Source organism: Faecalicatena orotica, from assembly GCF_003149245.1.
GTDB lineage: Bacteria > Bacillota > Clostridia > Lachnospirales > Lachnospiraceae > Faecalicatena_A > Faecalicatena_A orotica.
In genome coordinates this window covers 423,943-448,003 of the sequence record NZ_QGDL01000001.1, presented here as the reverse complement: position 1 = coordinate 448,003, position 24,061 = coordinate 423,943, and the positions used below count along the sequence as shown (strand labels likewise).

Sequence of the window (24,061 nt, the reverse complement as noted above, 5' to 3'; positions counted from 1 at the left end):
TATAAACTGATATGTTATAGAAAACAAGTTAAAAACTGATGCCAATAAAGGCAGCAGGGCATAAGGAGGATAAAAATGGTTTACGATCTTACAATCGAGTACAGAAACAATCCGGTCGGGCTGGATGAGAGGCCACGTTTTTCATGGAAAATTGAGAATACGGGACAGGACATTATACAGACAGACTATCAGATACTGGTCATAAGCGGCGGCAGGATGATGTGGGACAGTGGAAGGGTGAAGAGCAGCCAGTCTGTTCTTGTGCCATACCGGGGAGAAGCATTAAAGCCGTTTACAGAGTATCAGGTTCAGGTGAATGTATGGAATAATTATGGCAGGTTCGGCCAGATGTCAGGATGTTTTGAGACAGGCATTATCGGGGAGGAGAACTGGAACGGGGAGTGGATCACACATACGCTTCAGGCCGAAGAGACTGCGTGCCCAATCTTTGTGAAGCGTTTCAAGGCAGAGAAGCCGGTTAAGAAGGCGAGGCTGTATGCAACGGCGTGCGGCGTGTACGAGGTATGCGTCAACGGAGAGAAAGCGGGAGACCAGTTTATGGCTCCGGGATGGACGTCCTATCACAACCGCATCCAGTACCAGACATATGATATTACAGAGCTGCTTGGACCTTCAGAAAATGAGATTTCTATTAAGGTCGGAAACGGCTGGTACAGGGGCGAACTCGGATTTGATGTGAGACCAGATCATTACGGAAACAGGACGGCGCTTACGGCGATGGTCCGTGTGGAATATGAGGATGGAGAGGTGCTTAAGTTCGGCACGGATACCGGTTGGGAGGTTGAAACAGGAGAAATCCAGTTTTCTGAGATTTATCACGGCGAGACACAGGACTTTACGGCCGGGAGAACTCAGGCGGGACAGGCGGTCCTCTTTGAGGAGAAAAACCGCATTGGGCACATCACTGCACAGGAGTCAGAGCCTGTCCGCGTGACGAAGCGGTTTGAAGTGAAAGAGAAGATCGTGACTCCGAAGGGGGAAGTAGTATTTGACTTTGGACAGAACATGGCGGGACTTGTGGAAGTGAGGCTTCCAGAGACTGAGAGTGGAAAGCTGGTGATCCGGCATGCGGAGACGCTGGACAAGGACGGGAACTTCTACACGGAAAACCTGCGCACGGCAAGATGTACGGATACCTATATTTATGGAAGCGATCAGGTGGGAATGGCAGTGATGCCACATTTTACATTCCACGGTTTCCGTTATATCTGTGTGGAAGGAGCGGGGACTGAAGTGGGAGCGGAATATTTTACCGCATGCGCGATGTGCACGGATATGCCGCAGACAGGAAAGTTTTCCACAGATAATGATCTGGTGAATCAGCTTCAGAGTAACATTCAGTGGGGACAGAGAGGAAACTTTCTGGATATCCCGACGGACTGCCCGCAAAGAGACGAGCGCCTTGGGTGGACGGGTGATGCACAGGTATTCTGCGGTACGGCTTCCTATAACTTCAATACAGCGCTGTTTTTCAGGAAATGGCTGCGTGACATGGCGGCGGAGACAACGGACGAGTGTGGCGTACCCCATGTGGTCCCAAACATCCTTGGCGATCAGGCGGGAGCCGCGGCATGGAGTGACGCCGCGACTATCATACCGTGGACGCTCTATCAGGTTTACGGAGATAGGGATATGCTAAAGGAACAGTATCCCATGATGAAACAGTGGGTAAATTATATCCATTCGAAAGCGTCGGACAACGGATTGTGGCAGAACGGGTTCCAGTATGGGGACTGGCTGGCGCTTGATATTGAGTCAGGAAGTACGGACCGCACGGGCGGTACGGACAAATATCTTGTCGCAAACGCGTACTATGCATATTCTGCGAGGATTGTCCGGGATGCGGCCAGAGCACTGGAATATAAAGAAGATGAAAAGACATATGGAGATTTATATGAAGAAATCGTAACAGCTATTAACAGGGAATTTGTGACAGCGGGCGGACGGCTCGTAAGTGAGACGCAGACAGCATGTGTGCTGATGCTCTACTTTGACCTTGTGAAACCGGAATTCCGGGAACGTATCCTGCATATTCTGGAGACAAATATCGGAGCACACCACAATCATCTGACGACGGGATTTGTAGGAACGCCCTATCTGTGCCACTGTTTGTCGGAAAACGGACTGCATGATCTTGCAGATGAAATCTTTATGAAAGAAGATTTTCCAGGATGGTTCTACGCCGTGAAGAAAGGTGCGACGACGATCTGGGAACGCTGGAACTCGGTACTCCCGGATGGGGACTTTGATAAATCAGGCATGAACTCTCTGAACCACTATGCGTATGGCTCGATCGGAAGCTGGCTCTATGAGAAGGCAGCGGGGATCCGGTGTGCGGAGCCGGGGTACAGAAAGATCCGTATACAGCCGATCCTGACAAAGGGCATGACGGAGGTGTCCGCTTCTTTTGAGTCCATGTACGGAACGATCCGGAGCTCATGGACATGCAGAGAAGGGAAGATCTGCGTAGATGTGGAGATTCCCGCTAATACGACTGCTGTGATCTGTCTGCCGGAGAAAGAAGAGGAGATCGAGACCGGATCCGGACGGTATCACTACGAATATGAGACGGTGACAAGTCTGGAACTGGAAAAATATACGGTGGAGTCGACCTTCGGGGAACTGGTGGCGGAGGATCTGGGACGGCAGATGTTCGAACAGATGGCGCCGGGAATTCTGGACAGTCCGATGATTAAATTCGCATACGGGATGACAATCTCGGAGCTGCTTGTGCAGGCTCCGGACGCGAAACCAATGTATATGGCGGTCATTGGCGCGCTGAACGAGAAATATAGAAATGAAAACTAGATTACAAGTATTTAATCAAAATTACAATACGGAAGCGTGAGACTATGGTAAATTGATACCATCAGATCTGAACCGGAGAAAAAAAGGAAAGAGGAGAAATATAATGAGTAGGAAACCATTAGGAAAAGACAAAGACGGCATCCAGAAAGTGATGCGTTTTGGTGATTATCTTGGAGATGCTGCCGGGCAGTTTACACTGAACGCAATCAGTGGTCTGGTCGGACAGCTTACATATTTTTATACCGATAAGGTAGGCTTGGCAGCAGGGGCAGTCGGTACAGCCTTTCTGATCGTTAAGTTAATAGATGCATTTACCGATCTTATCATGGGATACATTGTAGACCACACGAAACCGGGGAAAGAGCGTTACCGCCCGTGGCTTCTTAAGATGTCGGTACCCGCAGCGGTTATGATTGTACTTTTGTTCACCGTGCCGGCGAATGTTAGTTCAACGATGCAGATGGTTTACATGTTTATCACAAACTTTCTGCTAACGGCAGTGATCTATACGGCGCTCTGTATTCCATACGCATCTCTTATGGTCGTCAGGACCGCCAGTCAGCAGGAGAGAGGAAACATGGGAACATGGCGCGCAGGGGCAGGCTATGTATCCGGTATGATCATCGCGGTGGCAATCATTCCAATCACGAATATGCTCGGTGGTGATCAGACAGCATGGATCAAATTCAGTGCAGTGCTTGCCGTTGTCGCTGTAATCTGCCTGCTGATTACATGGAAAACGAGTAAAGAGACAAACCCGGTCATGGAAGCAGAGAATAAACCGGGAGCACAGGATGAAGCACTTCCGTTTAAAGAAGCGATTACCAACCTGTTTCATAACAAATACTGGGTCATGGTCCTTATCATGGGACTGGCGGTAAATATTACATACGGACTTGCAAACTCAGCCGGAACTTATTATGCGAAATGGATCTACGGAAACGATAATCTCGTCGGTATTCAGGGAGCGATCGGTATGATCCCAACAATACTTGGGTTTATACTCGTAGGGCCGATGATCAAAAAGCTGGGCGTCACAAAGACTTTGAAAGTGTCGTTCTTTATCGGAATGGCGGGGAACGCCCTGCGTCTGCTTAATCCGTACAATTTTGTATACAACACAGTGCTTGGATGCTTCGGAACATTTGCCAACATCCCGATGATGTGCCTTCTTGGAGTTCTGACAGCGATGACGATTGACTACAATGAATACAAATTCAACAACCGTATGCTGGCGTCATCTCAGGCGGCCTGCGGTTTTGGAAGCAAAGTAGGAAACGGACTGGGAGCATCCCTGGTTGCATGGTGCCTTGCAATCGCATCTTACAATCCGGAGGCTGCAGTGGCTTCTGCGGCGGTAAAACAGGCGGTCTTTACATTTAACATTTATGTGCCGCTGATTCTGTTTACAGTGCTGTTTATCTTATCGATCAAATTTGACCTTGAGAAGAAACTGCCGCAGATCCATGCAGAGATTGCCCAGAGGAAAGATCAGGCAAAATAATGGGGAAAATCAAATCGCAAAGAGAGGGAATGGATTATGATCAGAGAGCGGTATAACCTATGGAAAGAAGGGGGAATCGTTGCTAAGAAATTCTATGAGAAAGGTTATCAGACATTCGTGTGTACATACACCGTCAATATAACGGGAGCTGCACCCCTGAAAGACCAGCCTGCAAAAGATCTTGCACGGGCGTCACGGGCTCTCCCTTGCGGATCAGGACTGGGCGGAGAAAAACTACGGGGAGCCGTATACACTGGAACAGGCATTGGGTCTTGTGAAGATGGTGAAGAGCGGGCAGATTCCGTGTGCAGAGGAAGAAAAAAAGGCAGCTTTTGGAGGCTTTTGACTTTAATGATGAGAGCAGAGAGATTCCGCTAATACGGAAGTACCGCTCCTAAGCTATGGCAGTAGGCATTAGCTATGACAGGACAGAAAAAAAGCATCAGTGTAAAGTTGAAGTTTTAAAGGAGTCCGAAATATAAAAGGACCGGTAAGAAAAACAACGGAATTGATTAGATTGTACAAAAAAGAAGCTGTGTCACGCAGCTTCTTTTTCTGTATGGCCTGATACCTTCAATGAGGATTTTAATATAATAGTAAATTCCCCTTTTTCTTAGAAAATTTTATGAAAAGGCCAAAAACTATGTATCCAAGGGCAAACCAAAAAATACTTGTTAATAATAGTAAGACAAAAGAAGAATAGATATTTTCATTTGAAAAACTTAATCGTAAAACTGTATTACACATAGTCAGGGGTAAAATTTTTGAAACATTTGTGATTATTGATGCTGTTGGTACCGTATTAGTGACAAAAAGCAGAAATAGCTGGATTAAAAATATAATCGAGCCAATTCTTTTAAAATAAATTGATAATCCAGCGACAATAAGTCCTATTCCATACATACCAAAGGTACAGATTATAAGAGATACTAAAACAGCAGGACTTACAAAATAATCCACGCCAAATGCAAAATGTGTTACTATGGAGTATATAAAAATAATAAAAAGTTGTATGATACTTGCTGATACGAGATCTCCAATATATACAATTTGTAGTGGAAGTTTACAGTTGAGTTTAAAAAACAATGTACCGCGCTGTAATTCACTGGTGATTTGATTCCCAATGGTGGAAATTGCAGAAACAGCAAGAGTCCAGGCAATGTAACCTAATAACAACAAGGTTTTATAGTTATTTGTTCCATATACTTTTTGAAATGAAGCACCAGTATTTGATATATAAAAAAAGCATAGTAGTATAGTGAACACAACAATGTCTGATACTATCCCCATTTTATATCTGATTGTTCTTAGAAAATCCATTTTGAATTCATAGTAAATAATTCTCATTCCCCTGCTCCTCCCCATATATTGTTTCATAAACTTTTAGAAACTGCTCTTTTGAAAGTGATTTTGAAATATTAACAATTTTAGCATTGTTTATAAAAACAAGTTCATCTGAAAGAGATGAAACAAAATCCAAATCATGAGATGTAAGCAAAATAGTCTTAAATTGTTTGATTAAAGATAAAACTGAGGCTAATTGCTTTTTGTGAGCTAGATCTAACCCCTCCGTTGGTTCATCTAAAAACAAATATTGAGAGTTGGCGACTAATGCGGCGAAAATAGTAGTTAATTGTTTTTGGCCAAAAGAAAGTTCTTCGAATAAAGAACCCTGTATTGAGTCATATAGCGGGAAATAGGTGTGGTACTTTTCTATATTGGACTTTATTTCTCCTTTTGATAAACCACGAAGAGTGGAGAGAAAATAAATGTTTTCTTTAACTGTATTTTTTGCATACAAATGTTGGTTTCCTGACAAAACTGTAAATATTTCTCTGGTAAAATAAGGGGTTTCACATTCAATGATTCCCTGGTCTGGAGACAAAACACCACAAAGTATATTTAGAAGGGTAGTCTTGCCTATACCATTGGGACCTATCAAGGATGTAATTGCATTATCGCCAATGCTAAAAGAAACATTATTAAGCACAGCCTTATTATCAAATGATTTTGATATGTTTTTTATATGAATCATTTTGATTTTCAACTCCTTTTGTTTAATAATATAGTAAAAACAAAGCAGCACTCCAAATAAACACTAATAATATAGAGGAAATGGCTTACTTATTTATTATATGTCATTTGTAATAGCAAGTCAAAGCACTATGGGAAAAATATAGGCACACCTCCCTTGAGAATGCTGTGGGATTAAAACTAATGTCATGAATTTAAAGAAAAAAGGAATACTATTTTGATTGACTCTAACGCTTATCTGGAGTAAAATAAAAAAGAACATTTGTTCTTCGATGTGATAATGGATCGGATCAATGATTAGTGGAGAGGGAGTGGTATTATGATTAACAGGCAATATTTTGCTGAAAGAAAAAATATAGAGTTTAAAAGAGAACTTCCAAACAATCATGAAAAATTTTTCTTACGATTCATTGCAAGCGATAGGACAATATATTTAAAGAAGTTGGAGTTGAGAAACCATTTGGACAGGCAAATATAATGGAGTGTTTAGGCTGTTCAAAATCAAAAGCAATGAATATTATGAATGCAATGAAAGCAGCCAAAGTAATTGAAAAAGTTACCGGTCTTGGTGCAGGTAAATATAAATTTACAAAATTATAGAGGAAAGAAAAATGGATCATTTTAACCTAGTATCAGAGTACTCCCCAACCGGCGACCAGCCGCATGCCATAGAAGCCCTCGTTCAGGGCTTCAAGGAAGGTAACCAATGCCAGACTTTGCTTGGTGTCACCGGTTCGGGAAAGACGTTCACAATGGCGAACGTGATACAACAACTGAATAAACCAACATTAATCATCGCACATAATAAGACGCTGGCGGCACAGCTATACGGAGAATTCAAAGAATTCTTCCCAGATAATGCTGTGGAATATTTCGTGTCCTATTATGATTATTACCAGCCGGAAGCTTATGTCCCTTCATCCGATACTTATATTGCCAAGGATTCTTCCATCAATGATGAGATTGACAAGCTCCGTCTTTCTGCGACGATGTCGCTGTCGGAGAGACGCGATGTTATCATTGTGGCCAGTGTTTCCTGTATTTATGGTCTGGGAAGCCCTGTCGATTACCAGAACATGGTGATCTCGCTCCGTCCGGGCATGGTCAGGGACAGGGATGAAGTGATGGCCAAGCTGATCGAGATCCAGTACGACCGCAACGAGATGGATTTCCACAGGGGAACCTTCCGGGTGCGCGGGGATGTACTGGAGGTGATTCCGGCTAATGCGGAGGAGAGTGCAATCCGTATCGAATGGTTCGGGGATGAGATAGAACGGATCACGGAGATTGATATCCTGACAGGGGAGATTAAGGATGAGCTTAAGCATACAGCGATTTTCCCGGCCTCCCATTATGTTGTTGATAAAGAGAACATCGCACGTGCGGTAAAAGATATAGAGGCAGAACTGGAAGAGCGGGTGAAGGAGTTTAAGCGTCAGGACAAGCTGATTGAAGCCCAGCGGATTGCAGAGCGTACGAATTTTGATATTGAGATGCTCAAAGAGACCGGATTCTGCTCCGGAATCGAAAATTATTCGAGGCATCTTTCGGGGCTGGCGCCGGGCCAGCCGCCGTATACACTGATTGATTATTTCCCAGATGACTTCATTATGATGATTGATGAGTCACATAAGACAATTCCGCAGATAGGAGGCATGTATTCCGGGGACCAGTCGCGTAAGTCGACGCTTGTGGATTATGGATTCCGCCTTCCGTCCGCGAAGGATAACAGGCCCTTGAATTTCGGGGAATTTGAGAGTAAGATAAATCAGGTCATGTTTGTTTCGGCCACACCCGGTGTGTACGAGGCAGAGCATGAACTGCTCCGTGCGGAGCAGGTAATCCGGCCTACAGGACTTTTGGACCCAGAGGTGGAAGTGCGCCCTGTGGAAGGCCAGATTGATGACCTGATCGGAGAAGTGAATAAAGAAGTAGCAAAGAAGAATAAAGTGCTTGTTACTACGCTTACTAAGCGAATGGCGGAGGACCTGACCGATTATATGCGTGAGGTCGGTATCCGTGTGAAGTACTTGCATTCGGATGTGGATACACTGGAAAGAACAGAGATTATCCGTGACATGCGTCTGGATGTATTTGATGTGCTTGTCGGGATTAACCTGCTCAGAGAAGGTCTGGATATACCGGAGATTACGCTGGTTGCGATACTGGATGCAGATAAGGAAGGGTTCCTCCGTTCAGAGATTTCCCTGATCCAGACAATTGGGCGTGCCGCGAGGAACTCCGAGGGGCATGTGATCATGTATGCCGATAAGATTACCGATTCCATGCAGACTGCGATGGATGAAACACAGCGCCGCCGTGGGATTCAGATGAAGTATAATGAAGAACATCATATCACGCCGACCACGATCCAGAAGGCAGTGCGGGACTTAATCAGCATATCTAAAAAAGTGGCTGCAAAAGAGATGCAGATGGAGAAAGATCCGGAGTCTATGAGCAGGAAAGAACTGGAGAAGCTGGTTGCAGATCTGTCTAAGCAGATGAAGAAGGCAGCAGCAGAACTGAACTTCGAGGCAGCGGCAGAACTCAGGGACAAACTGGTGGAATTGAAAAAGAACCTCAATGATATGGATGACTAACGAAAGCAATCCGATATCGGTGAATAATTTACAGAAAATACAGAAGAATAGAATAGACAGGAGTACAGGAAGGGAAGAACATGGCTAAAAAGATGGATGCCCGCAAGTACATTAAGATACGCGGTGCAAATGAAAATAATCTGAAGAATATCGATCTTGATATCCCGAGGAATGAACTCGTGGTACTGACCGGGCTTAGCGGGTCCGGAAAGTCCTCTCTGGCGTTTGACACGATTTATGCAGAAGGCCAGAGGCGGTATATGGAATCACTGTCCTCTTATGCAAGACAGTTTCTGGGACAGATGGAAAAACCAAACGTGGAGAGCATCGAGGGACTTTCCCCGGCAATCTCCATTGACCAGAAGTCTACCAACCATAATCCGCGTTCTACCGTCGGGACGGTCACGGAAATTTACGACTATTTCCGCTTGCTTTACGCGAGAATCGGAATCCCGCACTGCCCGAAGTGTGGGAAAGAAATCATGAAGCAGACGGTAGACCAGATGGTGGACCAGGTTATGGCGCTGCCTGAGGGAACGAAGATCCAACTGCTGGCGCCGGTTGTAAGAGGCAGGAAAGGAACCCATGCAAAGCTTCTGGAAAGGGCAAAAAGAAGCGGCTATGTGAGAGTGCGTGTTGACGGGAACCTTTATGAATTGTCGGAAGAGATTACACTGGATAAAAATATTAAGCACAATATAGAGATTATTGTCGACCGCTTAATTGTAAAACCGGGAATAGAGAAAAGACTGACAGATTCTGTTGAAAGTGTGCTGAGTCTTGCGGAAGGACTGCTGATCGTGGATATCATTGGCGGGGAGCCGATGAATTTCAGCCAGAGTTTTGCATGTCCGGACTGCGGTATCAGCATTGACGAGATCGAGCCAAGAAGCTTTTCGTTCAACAATCCATTCGGGGCATGCCCGGTCTGCTTTGGACTCGGTTATAAGATGGAGTTCTCCGAGGACCTGATGATACCGGATAAGTCACTGAGTATTAATGAAGGGGCTATCACCGTGACCGGATGGCAGTCCTGCACAGATAAATCCAGCTTTACAAGAGCGATTCTGGATGCCCTGTGCAAGGAATATAAATTTGATCTGGATACTCCGTTTGAAAAGTACCCGAAAAAAATACATGATGTTATTATGCACGGTACAAATGGAAAGTCTGTAAAAGTTTATTATAAGGGACAGCGCGGGGAAGGCGTGTATGATGTTTCCTTCGAGGGACTGATCAAGAATGTGGAGAGACGGTACCGTGAGACAGGATCCGAAACGATGAAGGCAGAATATGAGACCTTTATGAATATCACCCCGTGTTCAGAGTGTGGCGGCCAGAGGCTGAAGAAGGGATCTCTGGCAGTTACTGTCGGAGGTAAGAACATTGCGGAAGTGACGGCATATTCAATCGACAGGCTTCACGATTTTCTGGTAAATCTCCAACTGACCCAGACACAGCAGATGATCGGAAACCAGATTTTAAAAGAGATTAAAGCAAGGATCCAGTTCCTGATGAACGTCGGTCTGGATTATCTGACACTTGCCAGGGCGACAGCATCTCTGTCAGGCGGTGAGGCCCAGAGAATCCGGCTTGCCACCCAGATCGGCTCTGGTCTGGTTGGTGTCGCCTATATTCTGGATGAACCAAGTATCGGCCTGCACCAGAGAGACAATGATAAGCTTCTGGATACGCTGAAGCATCTGCGCGATCTGGGAAATACACTGATCGTAGTCGAGCATGATGAAGATACCATGCTGGCGGCTGATTGTATCGTAGATATCGGACCCGGTGCAGGAGAACACGGTGGCGAGGTCATTGCGGTTGGTACGGCCCAGGAGATCATGAAGAATAAGAACTCTATTACAGGGGCATATTTAAGCGGAAAGCTTCAGATACCCGTGCCGGAGAAGCGGGAAAAGCCAAGCGGGTACCTGAAGATCGTGGGCGCCCAGGAGAATAATCTGAAGAATATTGATGTAAAGATTCCTTTGGGAGTCATGACTTGTGTGACGGGCGTGTCCGGTTCGGGAAAGAGTTCACTCGTCAATGAGATATTATATAAAAAACTGGCAAAGGAACTAAACCGTGCGAGGACGATTCCGGGCAGGCATAAGAGGATAGAGGGGCTGGAACAGGTGGATAAGGTTATTGACATTGACCAGTCCCCAATCGGACGTACACCGCGTTCCAACCCGGCCACGTATACCGGCGTGTTCGATCTGATCCGGGACCTGTTTGCATCTACTCCGGACGCAAAATCAAGGGGATATAAAAAAGGAAGATTCAGCTTTAATGTCAAAGGCGGACGATGTGAGGCGTGCAGCGGTGACGGAATCCTGAAGATAGAGATGCATTTCCTGCCGGATGTATATGTGCCCTGTGAAGTCTGCGGAGGCAGGCGTTATAACAGGGAGACGCTGGAAGTGAAGTATAAAGGTAAGACGATTTATGATGTTCTGAACATGACAGTGGAAGAAGCACTGACATTCTTCGAGCACGTGCCGAGCATCCGCAGGAAGATGGAGACGCTTAATGATGTCGGGTTATCCTATATCCGTCTGGGACAGCCTTCCACGGAGCTGTCCGGAGGTGAAGCACAGCGTATCAAGCTTGCGGCAGAATTGAGCCGGAGGAGCACGGGAAAAACGGTATATATACTGGATGAGCCGACCACGGGGCTTCATTTTGCAGATGTCCATAAACTGACAGAAATACTGAGAAGGCTCTCAGCCGACGGAAATACGGTAGTCGTAATCGAACATAATCTGGATGTTATAAAGACGGCAGATTATATCATAGATATCGGTCCCGAAGGCGGCGATAAAGGCGGGACTATTGTGGCGACAGGAACACCGGAGGAAGTGGCGGAGAATCCGAATTCTTATACAGGCAGGTATATCACGGAAGCACTTGCAAAGTGCAGGGTCTGATAGAGAAAACTCCAGCCCGGTCTCCCTTGGGATTCCGGGCTGGAGTTTCATATAAAAGGCGTACCGGCGGAAAAAGTCGGATTTTGCGGGGTTAATTTTTATTCCTTAAGAAAAAATAAATTATAAAAAAAGGGTTTCCATTTTTGGAAAAGTTTATTATACTATTTGTGCAACTTAAGGGAAAAGTGTCATATAAAAACAAATGAATTGTTACTATACCAGGGAGAATTCCTGCCATTGGCAGAGAAACGCAGAGGAACAGTGATTATGATAAGGATTAATAAGGGTTTTGGAAGGGAGAGTCATTATGTCTGTAGATATCGGGATAGATTTGGGGACGGCCAGTGTGCTTGTGTATGTGAAAGGCAAAGGAGTGGTACTTAAGGAACCATCCGTTGTAGCGTTTGACAGAGATACGAATGTGATCAAAGCGATCGGAGAAGAGGCACGCCTGATGCTGGGGAGAACACCGGGCAATATCATAGCTGTCCGCCCGCTTCGCCAGGGTGTGATTTCAGATTACACGGTCACAGAGAAGATGATTAAATATTTTGTGCAGAAGTCACTCGGAAAAAGGACATTTAAAAAGCCGCGCATCAGCATCTGTGTGCCCAGCGGGGTAACAGAGGTTGAGAAGAAAGCAGTGGAAGAGGCTACATTTGCAGCCGGGGCAAGAGAAGTACATCTGATCGAAGAACCGGTGGCGGCGGCGATCGGTGCGGGGATAGACATCTCCAAGCCGTGTGGGAATATGATCGTGGACATCGGGGGAGGGACTGCGGACATCGCGGTTATTTCACTCGGCGGTACGGTTGTGAATACTTCGATCAAGATCGCGGGTGATGATTTTGATGAAGCGATCGTTCGCTATATGCGAAAGAAACATAATCTTCTGATCGGTGAGCGCACCGCGGAAGATATCAAGATTAAGATAGGAACAACATATCCTCTCGTCGAGGAGGAGACAATGGAGGTCAGGGGGCGTAACCTTGTGACAGGGCTGCCAAAGACCGTCACGGTGACTTCGTCCGAGACTGAGGAGGCGCTGCGGGAGGCCACTGGGCAGATTGTGGAAGCCGTTATCGCAGTTCTGGAACAGACGCCGCCGGAGTTGTCCGCGGATATTCTGGACCGCGGAATCGTCCTTACAGGCGGGGGCGCAATGCTTCGGGGGCTGGAGGAACTGATTGAAGAAAAGACGGGGATTCATACAATGACTGCGGAAGACCCGATGAAAGTCGTGGCGATCGGGACAGGCCAGTTTGTAGAATTTATGAGCGGCAGAACAGATTTCTAAAGGCAGATAAAAGGGATGGGACAGACTACCTCGGGGAAATATAGGGAGGAGTCTGTCTTAACTTATGTTATACCTGATGTGTGGCGTCAGGGTACAGGAGGAGAATTTACATAGCCAGTTCTGGTTAGGAGGCAATTGTGGAAGTAGTTACCGGATATGTGGAGCACATCGTGTTTCGGAATGAGGAGAATGGTTATACCGTATTCAATCTGGACAGTGAAGACGGAGAAGTAACTTGTGTCGGGAGTTTTCATTATATAAATGAGGGGGAAATGCTGGAGGTTCAGGGGGATTATGTGAATCACAGCGTATATGGAAGCCAGTTAAAGGTGAATTCCCATAAAGTCAAAGAACCGGAAGATCTGGTTTCAATTGAACGTTATCTGGGGTCCGGCGCAGTCAAAGGGGTCGGTGCTGCTCTGGCAGCAAGGATCGTCAGAAGGTTTAAAGAGGACACATTCAGGATCATTGAAGAAGAACCGGAGCGGCTGGCAGAAATAAAAGGGATCAGTGAACGCAAGGCAAGAGAGATTGCGGAGCAGGTAGAAGACAAGAAGGATATGCGCAAGGCTATGATATACCTGCAGAATTACGGGATCTCCACGACCCTTGCCGTTAAAATTTATAAACATTATGGTTCAAAGCTCTATCAGGTTCTGGAAGAAAATCCCTATCAGCTTGCAGATAACATTGAAGGCGTGGGATTCAAGACTGCAGATGAGATTGCCTCCCGGATTGGAATCCACACGGATTCGGATTTCAGAATCCGGAGCGGAATTTTTTATACCCTGCAGCAGTCTGTGGGCGAAGGCCATATCTACCTTCCCCAGCACATACTCGCCGCAAGGGCGGGACAGCTTCTCGGGGTGCAGATTCAGGACGTGGAAAAGTATATTATGGACCTCTGCATTGAGCGGAAGGTGGTCAGGAAAGAAGAACAGGACGAGATCAGGATTTACCCGGCGCATTATTACTATCTGGAACTGAATGCGGCACGCATGCTCCATGACCTGAATATTGATTGTAACATGCCTGAAGATATGATGGAAAAGCGGCTCAGAAAGGTTGAGGAGCAGGAAGATATCTCACTGGACCCGATGCAGCACCGGGCGGTTATCGAATCCATCAAGCATGGTCTTCTCGTCCTGACAGGAGGCCCCGGAACTGGGAAAACAACGACGATCAACACGATGATCCAGTTCTTTGAGAGTGAAGGGATGAGTATTCTGCTTGCGGCCCCGACAGGGCGTGCGGCGAAGCGAATGACTGAGGCAACCGGATACCAGGCACAGACAATCCACCGGCTTCTGGAAGTCAGCGGGAATCCGGAGGAGGAAGGAAATGTCAACGGGTTTATGAGAAACCGGCAGAACCCTCTGGAGACGGATGTGCTGATCATCGATGAAATGTCAATGGTAGACCTTCCGCTGATGCATGCGCTGCTGTCTGCAGTTGTGGAGGGCACACGCCTGATTCTCGTGGGAGATGTGAACCAGCTCCCGTCCGTAGGGCCAGGGAGCGTGCTGAAGGATATTATTGCATCCGGCAGCTTTCCGGTAGTCACACTGACAAAGATTTTCCGGCAGGCAGGGGAGAGCGACATTGTCGTGAATGCACATAAGATTAATGCGGGGGAAGCTGTCATATTAAATAATAAAAGCAGAGATTTCTTTTTCCTGAAACGTCAGGAAGCAGATGTGATCATCAGTGTGGTGATTACGCTGATCCAGAAAAAGCTGCCAAAGTATGTAGATGCGGCACCGACCGATATCCAGGTCATGACGCCGACGAGGAAAGGCCTGCTGGGAGTAGAACGGCTGAATACTATTCTTCAGAAGTATTTGAACCCCCCGGACCCGAAAAAGGCTGAAAAGGAATTCGGCCAGAAAATTTTCCGTGTCGGGGATAAAGTGATGCAGATCAAGAACAACTACCAGCTGGAGTGGGAGATCTGTACGAAGTTTGGACTCACAGTAGACAAAGGCACCGGGATTTTCAACGGTGACATGGGAATTGTAACAGATATCAATACATTTGATGAGACGATAGAAGTGGAATATGATGAGGGGAGAAAGGTGAAATATCCATATGAGCTGTTGGAGGAACTGGAACTGGCCTATGCCATTACGGTTCATAAATCACAGGGAAGCGAGTATCCGGCAGTTATCATTCCTCTTCTTCCGGGACCAAGGCTTTTGTATAACAGAAATCTCTTGTATACCGCAGTCACACGTGCAAAAAAATGCCTGACAATCGTAGGGAGTGATGCAACATTTCAGGAAATGATACAAAACAAAAACGAACAGAACCGTTATACAAGTCTGGCAGAGCGTATACAGGAATTTTAAACCTCCTTTACCCGCCGGTCTGTCCGTTCTGTGGGGAGATCAGTCCGGACGGCATCTGTCCGTCTTGCAGAAAGAAGGTCAGGTACATCAAAGAACCGCGCTGTATGCGCTGCGGAAAGCCCGTGGAAAAAGAGGAGCAGGAATACTGCCGTGACTGCAGCGGGCATGAAGCCTCCTTTGAGCAGGGGCGCAGCATCTGGCTGCACCGCATGCCGGTATCTGGTGCTGTTTATCAGTTCAAGTATAAGAACAAGAGGAATTTTGGAAAGGTATTTGCACGGGAGATGGCTTTGTGCTATGAAGCACAGGTCAGGAGATGGAAGATTGACGAGATTATTCCGGTTCCGCTGCACAAAAGCAGGAAGAGGAAACGTGGGTATAATCAGGCAGGCATTGTGGCGGAAGAACTGGGAAAACTGCTCCATATCCCGGTGAATCACAGGGCAGTCTTAAGAATCCGGAACACCAGACCACAGAAGGAGTTAAACGATACACAGCGCATCCATAATCTGAAAGGTGCCTTTGCAGTGCCGGAAAATCAGAAAATAAAGCCGAATATACTGATTGTAGATGACATTTATACGACCGGAAATACAATAGAAAGAGTGGCTGAAAAGCTAAAGGCTGCAGGGGCTGAAAAAGTGTATTTTTTAACCATAAGCATTGGACAAGGACTCTGACTGTATGCTATACTAAAAATGATGTTTATTTGCATCTGCTGAAAACAGAAGAATACTTTGAGGTGAAGATATGTTAGATAAGAACCGTATCAGACTGATGACAAAGATGGCACAGTATGAGAAGACACTGGCGCCGGAAGATTTGAAAATCAGCAGTTATTATAAAAAGGATTACGCGAGTCTGAACACCCTGATCACAGCGATCTGGGTTACCGCAGGGTATGCACTTGTGGCGGGACTGGTGATATTATGCAACGTAGACGCCCTGCTGAAGGACCTGACAGTGACCAAGTTGATTTTTATTATTGCCGTGGCGCTGGGGGCGTATATTGTACTGCTGGTTACATATTGTGTCTGCGCAGGCAGTTTTTACAAGTCCAGACATAATAAGGCAAAGCAGCGTGCAAAAAAGTATTATCGAGATTTATCCCGTCTGGGAAAGATGTATGTGAAGGAGAATAATTAGAAAATGAGTACTTTACTTGTCTGGAAAGAGCAACTCCAAAAGATATACGCCAGGTATTCCATATATATAATGAAAGCGCTGCAGTTTGTCTTGGGCCTGTGTGTTTTCGGCCTTATCAACTCGAATATAGGATTTATGAAAGCAGCTTCTTCAATACTGTGTACAGTGGGTCTTTCGGTGATATGTGCATTTCTGCCTCTTGTAGTGATGGTCATTGCGGCAACCGCGCTCGTCCTCGTGCATTTTTACGCGTTGTCAATGCCAATTGCACTGGTGTCTGCCATTATCTTTTTGATTATGTATATTTTTTACTTCAGATTCACACCGAAAAAGGCATGGCTCGTCCTGCTGACCCCGGTAGCATTCGCATTAAAGGTACCTTTCGTGATACCGGTAGCGTTCGGACTGCTCTCAGCTCCAATCTGTGTTCTTCCGGCGGCGTTTGGGACTATTGTTTATTATATGATACATTTTGTAAAGATGTCCTCCTCTGCCTACAAGGGTGACGATGCAAAAAGCCTTGTGGAGGGATTAATGGCATTTACAAAACAATCTCTGACAAACAAGGAAATGTGGGTAATGGTGGCGGCACTTTCAGTCAGCCTCCTCATTGTATATGCAGTACGTACCCGCTCTGTGGACCATGCCTGGAAGATTGCTTCTGCATCGGGGGCAGTTACGGCGATCCTTATCGGTGCAGCCGGAAAGATTGCGCTGAATGTACACTTGTCCTATGGGCCTATGGCCCTGAGTGGTGTGGCGGCTATTGCTGTCGGCCTGATACTTGAATTTCTGTTTTTCTCAGTGAATTATTCACGGACGGAACGTATGCAGTTTGAGGATGACGAATATTATTATTATGTGAAGGCAGTTCCGAAAATAGGAGTCTCCGCACCCGAGATGAGTGTAAAGCATATTAATGAAAGAAAAGAGCAGACTGACTCACAGGAGACGGTTCTTATAGATTCCAGAAATGTGAAGCAGGCAGCAGAAGTAAGGCGTCAGCCACAGCAGAAAAAACGGCCAGTTCCGAAACCGAGGAATCAGGTGAGAAAAGTAGACCATGCCAGGGCTGCAGATGAGATTCTCCTGACCAGAAGTCTTACAAAGGAACTTGGATTAGAGAATCTGGAAGATGAATTAAATAAATAATTTTGAAAATGATATAAGGGAGTTATAATAATTAAGACAGGAGGTGGCAGTATGGAACAGTGGATAAGAAACTTTTTTTCAAATTACGTGAGCGATATGTACTTTCCAAATGTACACCTGACCGATATCATAGAGATATTAATTGTATCAGTGATCGTTTATGAGATTATGCTGTGGATAAAGAATACAAAGGCCTGGATGCTTTTAAAGGGAATGATCGTCCTTGGACTTTTTATTCTGGTCGCAGCAATATTTCAGATGCATACGATCCTGTTTCTGGCCAGAGAGTCGATCAATGTACTGGCGGTTGCCGCCGTCGTTGTATTCCAGCCGGAATTGCGCCGGGCTCTGGAGAAGCTTGGTGAAAAGAACCTGCTGAGTAATATTAACTTGTTTGACAGGAACAAAGAGAATCAGCGTTTTTCCGATGAAACAGTGGAGAGCCTTGTAAAGGCATGCTTTGACATGGGAAGTGTCTGCACGGGCGCGTTGATTGTCGTGGAACAGGCAATACGTCTGACAGAATATGAGATGACAGGAATTGAACTGGATTGTAAGGTGTCGTCTCAGGTTCTGCTTAATATATTCGAACACAATACTCCGCTGCATGACGGCGCGGTAATCGTACGGGGCGACAGAATTACTTCGGCGACTTGTTATCTGCCGCTGTCCGACAATATGCAGATCAGCAAAGACCTGGGAACCAGACACAGGGCTGCCCTGGGAATGAGCGAAGTGAGCGATGCCCTTATTATTGCGGTGTCGGAGGAAACCGGGCAGGTGTCTGTTGCAATGGGCGGACAGCTGGCGAGAGGTGTAACACCGGAATATCTAGCGACAAGGCTGAGCCAGATCCAGTATAGAACTTCGGAAGGGAAGAAATTTACTATACGGAAAGGACGGCAGAGACATGAAGAAGTATAAGTTTACGAACAATCTGGGACTTAAGATTATGGCACTTGTTTTTGCCGCGCTCCTCTGGCTGATCGTTGTAAATGTAGATGACCCTGTAGAGACTGCCACTTTTAGAAATGTTCCGGTTACGATGCAGAATGTACAGCTTGTAACAAACGACGGGCATACGTACAGGGTGCTTGATGATACAGAGTCCGTCAGTGTCATTGTAAAGGCAAAACGTTCTGTACTGGCGAAGATCACGGTAAGTAATATTGTTGCCAATGCCGATATGGCCGAGATGCAGTTTGAAACCCTGGTCCCGATTACGCCGACGATTCCGGGTTATGAAGGTAAGTATACTGCAGAAGCAGTACCCGGCAATTTAAAAGTGAAGGTAGAAAAACGTATATTAAGGACACTGCCCCTGACAGTCAGTGTTTCCGGCACCCCGCGTGACGGGCATGTCATCGGGGAGATTACGACGAATCCTGATAAGGTTCAGGTAAGGGGGTCGGAGTCGCTTGTTAACAGTATAGACAAGGCTGTGGCGAAGGTTGATGTTTCCGGTATCTCGAAGACAGGGGTCCTGCCGGCAGAGCTGGAATATTATGACAGCAGCGGCAATGTAGTTGGCCGCAGCCAGCTTACAGATAACATTGGTGAAGAAGGCGTTACAGTAAATGTGACTGTACTTGATACGAAAAATCTGGCTTTGAACTTCAATGTCACAGGAACACCGGAGGATGGCTATGTATTCAGCGGTTTGACCTGTGAACCTGAAAAGATACAGGTCTGTGGCACGAAGGAGGCACTCGCGGAAATTTCATCTCTGGATATAACGGATGATGCTCTTGATATAACCGGGACAACCGGGAAGTTTGAGAAAACAGTGGATATCCTGCCTTATCTTCCGGAAGGAATTGAACTGGTAGATGAGACAGCTAACAACATCATCGTGACGGTAAAGATTGAACAAATCGATGCAAGAACGATCGAATTGCCAGTGGAATCCATTCGTGTGGATAACCTGAAGGATAACCTGCTGATATCCTATGAGTCGGAGACAGAGATTGAAATGCAGTTTAAAGGTCCACAGGATGTGCTTAAGAAGCTGGATATGGAAGATGCAGTATCGATTGACATGAAGAACCATACAAAGCCTGGTAAATATGATGTTCAGGTAAGTGTAACCTTACCGGATGATATAAAAAATGAGGTAAAACTGACGAAAAGGCCTGTCATTAAGGTAACTGTCACTGAGAAGGAAGAACAGACAGAGCCGTCAGAACCAAAGGAAGAACAATAGGGAGGGGCACTCAAAGATGGTTAGTGAAAAAGTGATTATCAAGAATCCGACAGGTCTGCATCTTCGGCCAGCGGGGTTGTTCTGTAAGACGGCCATGCAGTATGGCAGTAAGATTACAGTAGAGAAAAAGTCGAAGTCCGAGGATGTGACTGCGAATGCAAAGAGCGTCTTAAGCGTACTCGGTGCATGTATTAAAAGTGGTGATGAGATCCGTATTGTCTGTGAGGGCGAGGATGAAGAAGCGGCTCTGAAGGAAATGGTACGCATTGTAGAGGATGGTCTTGGAGAGTAGGATTTGATAAAAGATAAGGAAAAGGAACAAGGAGAAAAAAATGAGTAAAGCTACGTTAGTGATTATGGCAGCCGGGATAGGAAGCAGATTCGGGGGAGGTATCAAACAACTTGAGCCTGTAGGGCCGAATGGAGAGATTATCATGGATTATTCCATCTATGATGCGATGGAGGCCGGTTTTGACAAAGTGGTCTTCGTGATTAGAAAAGATCTTGAAAAGGACTTTAAAGAGGTAATAGGCAACCGCATTGAAAAAGTCATCGAAGTGGGGTATGCATATCAGGAAGTAAACGATATTCCGCAGCCATATAAAGAGCGGTTTCAGGAGAGGACCAAACCCTGGGGAACCGGACAGGCAATTCTATGCTGCAAGGATGTGGTGGACAGCCCATTTTTGGTCATCAACGCGGATGATTACTATGGAAAGCAGGCATTCAGGGAAGGATTTGAATATCTGACAGGCAAGGCTGCTACAGACCTCATGGAAATCTGCATGATTAGCTTCGTCCTGAAAAATACACTCAGTGATAACGGGGCGGTGACCAGAGGAATCTGCAGCGTAAATGAAGCAGGAATGCTGACAGAGATTGTAGAGACACACAATATAGAGAAAGTGGACGGCGGCGCCGCTGTACAGAAAGAAGACGGTGCAGTCAGCATAGATGTTAACTCACCGGTTTCCATGAACATGTGGGGGCTGAGGCCGGACTTCTTCCAGATACTGGAGAGTGGATTTGAAGAGTTTCTAAGCAAAGTAGAACCAGAGAACCTGAAAGGCGAATATCTTCTTCCGACAATAATAGGGGAGCTGCTGGAAGAGAAAAAGATAGCTGTCAAGGTACTGAAGTCAAAAGACAAATGGTTTGGGGTAACTTATAAGGAAGATAAAGAAGCTGTTGTTTCAGCGGTAAGGGGACTGATCGATGCGGGAGTATATCCGGAGAAGTTATTTTAAGTTGAGTGATAATGGAGGGCATGTGCATCCTTGATGGGTGCATGTGCTTTCGTGCGTTTTCAGGAGATTGGTAAAAGATGTAAATTAGCGGTCAGCAAAGGAGGAAATCTGTACATGAAATGGAAAAAGGGGGCATGTTTGCTAGCCGTGCTATTGTTAAGTGTGCCAAATATAAGTTATGCAGAAGAAGCAGATGACTATACGGATACAGGGGCGCAGCAGGAGGCAGAACAGGAACCCGGGCAGGATGTGACGGGGGAAACGAATTCCGACATAAGTCAGGAAGATGGACAGAATATAGAACAAGAAGACGAAACAAATACAGAACAGGAAGAAGAACAATCGCCGGCAGAGGACAGTGACTATGTAATATGGGGAAAAGGAAGGGGGATTACGCCGTCTACTCTGAACAGTGAGCAGGATCGTTTTTCAGCAATCTCTTCTGGTATTTCGATAGTCCCAATAGAAACATCCCTGAAGAGCAAGCTGGAATCCTATATAAAAGAGAATGGACTTGAGTCAGCAAAAATTACAGATCAGGGGCAAATAGCAAATACAGGGACAGCTTTCTATGAATATGAGAAAGAAATGGTTGTTACATCAGAAAAGGGGACTTTTACTATACTTTTGCCGATTTTAAATACATTTATATCAGGAGGCGGATTAGAAAGTCTGGGTGCTCCGATAGGAGAACAGAAAGTTGAAAATGGGTGTATTACCCAGCGTTTTGAGAACGGAGAACTGTCGTGTGAGGTTGAGAATCATCCGGATACGCTGGCTGTCAGAAGGGGAAATACCTATTATTTCAAATATTCTCTGGGGGACGGTAAGGCGGATAAAGAAATTAATTATGGAAGATCCAAAGATATGGTATTAGTAGGTGACTGGGATGGAGACGGGCTGGATACTCTTTGTGTAAGAAGAGGGAATACATATTATTTTAAAAACAGCATATCCAGTGGAGAAGCAGATCAGGTTATAAATTACGGCAGGAGCGCAGATGAGGTTCTGGTAGGTGATTGGGACGGCGATGGAATAGATACGCTCTGTGTGCGGAGAGGAAATACTTATTATTTTAAGAACAGTATCACAACCGGAGTGGCAGATATAGAAATACATTATGGCAGAAAGAATGATATAGTATTGATTGGTGACTGGGACAGTGATGGTATGGATTCACTTTGTGTGCGAAGAGGAAATACCTATTATATTAAAAATACTATTACAACCGGAGTGGCAGATTCGGAAGTCAATTACGGAAGATCAAACGATGAGGTTCTAGTTGGAGACTGGAATGGGGATGGATCGGATACGCTCTGTGTAAGACGAGGAAATACTTATTATATAAAGAACAGTATTGCAAATGGCATTGCGGATCAAACGGTATATTATGGAAGAAAAAATGATATCACTTATGCAGGAAAATGGTCGGCCAGGGCTAAAAGACAAAGAAGTAGTTCCCAAAATATCAGCTTTAACCAGTCACACGGATTCAAGTATTCACAGTTGACTCCGGCCTATGCAGGAAATTGTATCAATGGAGCTTCGTTCAGAAAGAGTGCAGTAACAACATATATAAGCGATGATGGCAGCCAGATTCAGTATTGTGCATATTATGACCCTTATGGGGCGATTGTATTGGCGAAGCGGGTCAATGAAGGAGCATGGGAATATCAATGGACAGATTTTAAGGGATACTACAGTGATGCACATAATGTAGTATCGTTGGCAGTAGACGGAGCAGGTTACCTGCATATGGCCTGGAGTCAGCATTCGGGTGCGCTGATGTATGCCAGGTCAGCAGACCCGGGCGGGCTGTCAATGACAGAAATGCAGATGATAGGAACGCTGGAGGACCGCGTGACTTATCCGGAATTTTACGTCCAGCCGTCAGGAAATATGTTTTTCCTCTACAGAAATGGTAGTTCAGGAAATGGAAATATTGTTTTAAATAAATATAGTATATCTTCAGGAAACTGGCAGCGTGTACAGGATAATTTGATTTCCGGGGAAGGAAAAATTTCTCCATATTGGCAGGCATGTGTTGACAGTGCAGGCAGGCTGCATATATCATGGGTATGGAGAGAAACAGGAAATGTACAGACAAATTATAATATGTCATATACCGTATCAACGGATGATACTGGCACCACATTTGTGAATTCCTTTGGTGAACCGGAGATATTGCCAATCACGGAATCTATGTCAGAAGTTATTTGCCAGATTCCAAAGAACAGCTCCCTAATAAACCAGACATCTATGACAACAGATGATGAAGGCAGGCCATATATTATTTCTTACTGGCGTGTGAATGGAGTGGTGCAGTATAATATTATTCGTTATACCGGGACACAGTGGATTATATATAATACAGATATCCGTAATACTGATTTTGACCTGTCCGGTGTCGGAACCAGACAACTCCCATGTGCAAGGCCCCAGATATTGGTGAATGGAACAGGGGATGATGTTGGCATTTATGTTCTCTTCAGGGATGATGAGAGGGGCGGAAAAGCCTCCATTGCCAAACTTACGGTGAATGATAAAGAGATTATAACAGAGAAAATGATTGACATTACCGGGGAAACACTGGAAGAATGGGAACCTAATTATGATATCACTCTTTGGGAGCAAAGCAAAAAGCTTCATATATTTTTACAGAAGGAATACTTTAACACAGATGGCACAGATAAGAGTGGAAGTGCTGAATACGTATATGTAATTGATATTACTTCATTTTTGAATGAGTAATTACTGCACATTTAGAT

General features: G+C 45.5%; 19 protein-coding genes. 17 read left to right on the top strand and 2 right to left on the bottom strand.

Annotated features, from left to right (window positions below; translation table 11 throughout):
- Nucleotides 1–75 precede the first annotated feature (75 nt).
- The 3 genes from A8806_RS01905 to A8806_RS26050 all read left to right on the top strand — a co-directional run bounded on the left by A8806_RS01905 (nucleotide 76) and on the right by A8806_RS26050 (nucleotide 4,711).
- Complete coding sequence (locus tag A8806_RS01905) at nucleotides 76–2,829, top strand: family 78 glycoside hydrolase catalytic domain (protein WP_109729461.1); 2,754 nt, start codon at nucleotides 76–78, stop codon at nucleotides 2,827–2,829.
- A gap of 103 nt (nucleotides 2,830–2,932) precedes the next feature.
- The gene (locus A8806_RS01900; RefSeq protein WP_109729460.1) at nucleotides 2,933–4,333 is read left to right on the top strand and encodes an MFS transporter; all 1,401 of its coding nucleotides are present in this window, start codon (nucleotides 2,933–2,935) and stop codon (nucleotides 4,331–4,333) included.
- A gap of 36 nt (nucleotides 4,334–4,369) precedes the next feature.
- On the top strand, nucleotides 4,370–4,711 hold the full coding sequence (locus A8806_RS26050) for a hypothetical protein (RefSeq protein WP_109729459.1): 342 nt from the start codon (nucleotides 4,370–4,372) through the stop codon (nucleotides 4,709–4,711).
- A 207-nt stretch (nucleotides 4,712–4,918) separates the two neighbouring features.
- On the opposite strand, the gene A8806_RS01890 is transcribed toward A8806_RS26050, so the two are convergent.
- Nucleotides 4,919–5,680 carry an ABC transporter permease gene (locus A8806_RS01890; protein WP_181368547.1) on the bottom strand — a complete coding sequence of 254 codons (762 nt, stop codon included), beginning with the start codon at nucleotides 5,678–5,680 and terminating at the stop codon, nucleotides 4,919–4,921.
- Entirely contained in the window at nucleotides 5,661–6,368 is a 708-nt protein-coding gene (locus tag A8806_RS01885; protein ID WP_109729457.1) for an ATP-binding cassette domain-containing protein, read from the bottom strand. Before A8806_RS01885 ends, A8806_RS01890 begins: the two co-directional genes overlap by 20 nt.
- A gap of 318 nt (nucleotides 6,369–6,686) precedes the next feature.
- Between A8806_RS01885 and A8806_RS26480 the strand changes: the two genes are divergently transcribed.
- The 14 genes from A8806_RS26480 to A8806_RS01820 all read left to right on the top strand — a co-directional run bounded on the left by A8806_RS26480 (nucleotide 6,687) and on the right by A8806_RS01820 (nucleotide 24,044).
- Nucleotides 6,687–6,845, top strand: coding sequence for a hypothetical protein (locus A8806_RS26480; RefSeq protein ID WP_242995921.1), 159 nt, complete (start codon nucleotides 6,687–6,689; stop codon nucleotides 6,843–6,845).
- The gene (locus tag A8806_RS26720; RefSeq protein WP_278321072.1) at nucleotides 6,845–6,967 is read left to right on the top strand and encodes a hypothetical protein; all 123 of its coding nucleotides are present in this window, start codon (nucleotides 6,845–6,847) and stop codon (nucleotides 6,965–6,967) included. The genes A8806_RS26480 and A8806_RS26720 overlap by 1 nt, the downstream gene beginning before the upstream one ends.
- A gap of 11 nt (nucleotides 6,968–6,978) precedes the next feature.
- Nucleotides 6,979–8,967 (top strand): excinuclease ABC subunit UvrB, encoded by a 1,989-nt coding sequence (uvrB, locus tag A8806_RS01875; protein WP_109729456.1) that lies wholly within the window; start codon nucleotides 6,979–6,981, stop codon nucleotides 8,965–8,967.
- Nucleotides 8,968–9,047: 80 nt separating this feature from the next.
- Nucleotides 9,048–11,900, top strand: a complete 2,853-nt coding sequence (gene uvrA, locus A8806_RS01870; protein ID WP_109729455.1) for an excinuclease ABC subunit UvrA — start codon at nucleotides 9,048–9,050, stop codon at nucleotides 11,898–11,900.
- 307 nt (nucleotides 11,901–12,207) lie between these two features.
- Nucleotides 12,208–13,197, top strand: coding sequence for a rod shape-determining protein (gene mreB / locus A8806_RS01865; RefSeq protein WP_109729454.1), 990 nt, complete (start codon nucleotides 12,208–12,210; stop codon nucleotides 13,195–13,197).
- A gap of 137 nt (nucleotides 13,198–13,334) precedes the next feature.
- Nucleotides 13,335–15,545: an SF1B family DNA helicase RecD2 gene (gene recD2 / locus A8806_RS01860; protein ID WP_109729453.1), complete on the top strand. Its 2,211-nt coding sequence runs from the start codon at nucleotides 13,335–13,337 to the stop codon at nucleotides 15,543–15,545.
- On the top strand, nucleotides 15,470–16,225 hold the full coding sequence (locus A8806_RS01855) for a ComF family protein (RefSeq protein ID WP_416388168.1): 756 nt from the start codon (nucleotides 15,470–15,472) through the stop codon (nucleotides 16,223–16,225). Before recD2 ends, A8806_RS01855 begins: the two co-directional genes overlap by 76 nt.
- 70 nt (nucleotides 16,226–16,295) lie before the next feature.
- Complete coding sequence (locus A8806_RS01850; protein ID WP_109729451.1) at nucleotides 16,296–16,691, top strand: hypothetical protein; 396 nt, start codon at nucleotides 16,296–16,298, stop codon at nucleotides 16,689–16,691.
- Between the two features lie 3 nt (nucleotides 16,692–16,694).
- The gene (locus A8806_RS01845; protein ID WP_109729450.1) at nucleotides 16,695–17,843 is read left to right on the top strand and encodes a hypothetical protein; all 1,149 of its coding nucleotides are present in this window, start codon (nucleotides 16,695–16,697) and stop codon (nucleotides 17,841–17,843) included.
- 51 nt (nucleotides 17,844–17,894) lie between these two features.
- On the top strand, nucleotides 17,895–18,767 hold the full coding sequence (cdaA, locus tag A8806_RS01840) for a diadenylate cyclase CdaA (protein ID WP_109729449.1): 873 nt from the start codon (nucleotides 17,895–17,897) through the stop codon (nucleotides 18,765–18,767).
- Entirely contained in the window at nucleotides 18,754–20,046 is a 1,293-nt protein-coding gene (locus tag A8806_RS01835; protein ID WP_109729448.1) for a CdaR family protein, read from the top strand. Before cdaA ends, A8806_RS01835 begins: the two co-directional genes overlap by 14 nt.
- Before the next feature lie 16 nt (nucleotides 20,047–20,062).
- Nucleotides 20,063–20,338 carry an HPr family phosphocarrier protein gene (locus A8806_RS01830; RefSeq protein ID WP_109729447.1) on the top strand — a complete coding sequence of 92 codons (276 nt, stop codon included), beginning with the start codon at nucleotides 20,063–20,065 and terminating at the stop codon, nucleotides 20,336–20,338.
- Nucleotides 20,339–20,378: 40 nt separating this feature from the next.
- Nucleotides 20,379–21,293 (top strand): nucleotidyltransferase family protein, encoded by a 915-nt coding sequence (locus tag A8806_RS01825; RefSeq protein WP_109729446.1) that lies wholly within the window; start codon nucleotides 20,379–20,381, stop codon nucleotides 21,291–21,293.
- Between the two features lie 114 nt (nucleotides 21,294–21,407).
- Nucleotides 21,408–24,044, top strand: a complete 2,637-nt coding sequence (locus A8806_RS01820) for a BNR repeat-containing protein (protein ID WP_181368546.1) — start codon at nucleotides 21,408–21,410, stop codon at nucleotides 24,042–24,044.
- Nucleotides 24,045–24,061: the final 17 nt, after the last annotated feature.

Bases quoted from the DNA above. Each gene is read 5' to 3' on its own strand.
- A8806_RS01905 (WP_109729461.1), top strand. From the start codon at position 76: ATGGTTTACGATCTTACAATCGAGTACAGAAACAATCCGGTCGGGCTG.
- A8806_RS01900 (WP_109729460.1), top strand. From the start codon at position 2,933: ATGAGTAGGAAACCATTAGGAAAAGACAAAGACGGCATCCAGAAAGTG.
- A8806_RS26050 (WP_109729459.1), top strand. From the start codon at position 4,370: ATGATCAGAGAGCGGTATAACCTATGGAAAGAAGGGGGAATCGTTGCT.
- A8806_RS01890 (WP_181368547.1), bottom strand. From the start codon at position 5,680: ATGAGAATTATTTACTATGAATTCAAAATGGATTTTCTAAGAACAATC.
- A8806_RS01885 (WP_109729457.1), bottom strand. From the start codon at position 6,368: ATGATTCATATAAAAAACATATCAAAATCATTTGATAATAAGGCTGTG.
- A8806_RS26480 (WP_242995921.1), top strand. From the start codon at position 6,687: ATGATTAACAGGCAATATTTTGCTGAAAGAAAAAATATAGAGTTTAAA.
- A8806_RS26720 (WP_278321072.1), top strand. From the start codon at position 6,845: ATGGAGTGTTTAGGCTGTTCAAAATCAAAAGCAATGAATATTATGAAT.
- uvrB (WP_109729456.1), top strand. From the start codon at position 6,979: ATGGATCATTTTAACCTAGTATCAGAGTACTCCCCAACCGGCGACCAG.
- uvrA (WP_109729455.1), top strand. From the start codon at position 9,048: ATGGCTAAAAAGATGGATGCCCGCAAGTACATTAAGATACGCGGTGCA.
- mreB (WP_109729454.1), top strand. From the start codon at position 12,208: ATGTCTGTAGATATCGGGATAGATTTGGGGACGGCCAGTGTGCTTGTG.
- A8806_RS01850 (WP_109729451.1), top strand. From the start codon at position 16,296: ATGTTAGATAAGAACCGTATCAGACTGATGACAAAGATGGCACAGTAT.
- A8806_RS01845 (WP_109729450.1), top strand. From the start codon at position 16,695: ATGAGTACTTTACTTGTCTGGAAAGAGCAACTCCAAAAGATATACGCC.
- cdaA (WP_109729449.1), top strand. From the start codon at position 17,895: ATGGAACAGTGGATAAGAAACTTTTTTTCAAATTACGTGAGCGATATG.
- A8806_RS01835 (WP_109729448.1), top strand. From the start codon at position 18,754: ATGAAGAAGTATAAGTTTACGAACAATCTGGGACTTAAGATTATGGCA.
- A8806_RS01830 (WP_109729447.1), top strand. From the start codon at position 20,063: ATGGTTAGTGAAAAAGTGATTATCAAGAATCCGACAGGTCTGCATCTT.
- A8806_RS01825 (WP_109729446.1), top strand. From the start codon at position 20,379: ATGAGTAAAGCTACGTTAGTGATTATGGCAGCCGGGATAGGAAGCAGA.
- A8806_RS01820 (WP_181368546.1), top strand. From the start codon at position 21,408: ATGAAATGGAAAAAGGGGGCATGTTTGCTAGCCGTGCTATTGTTAAGT.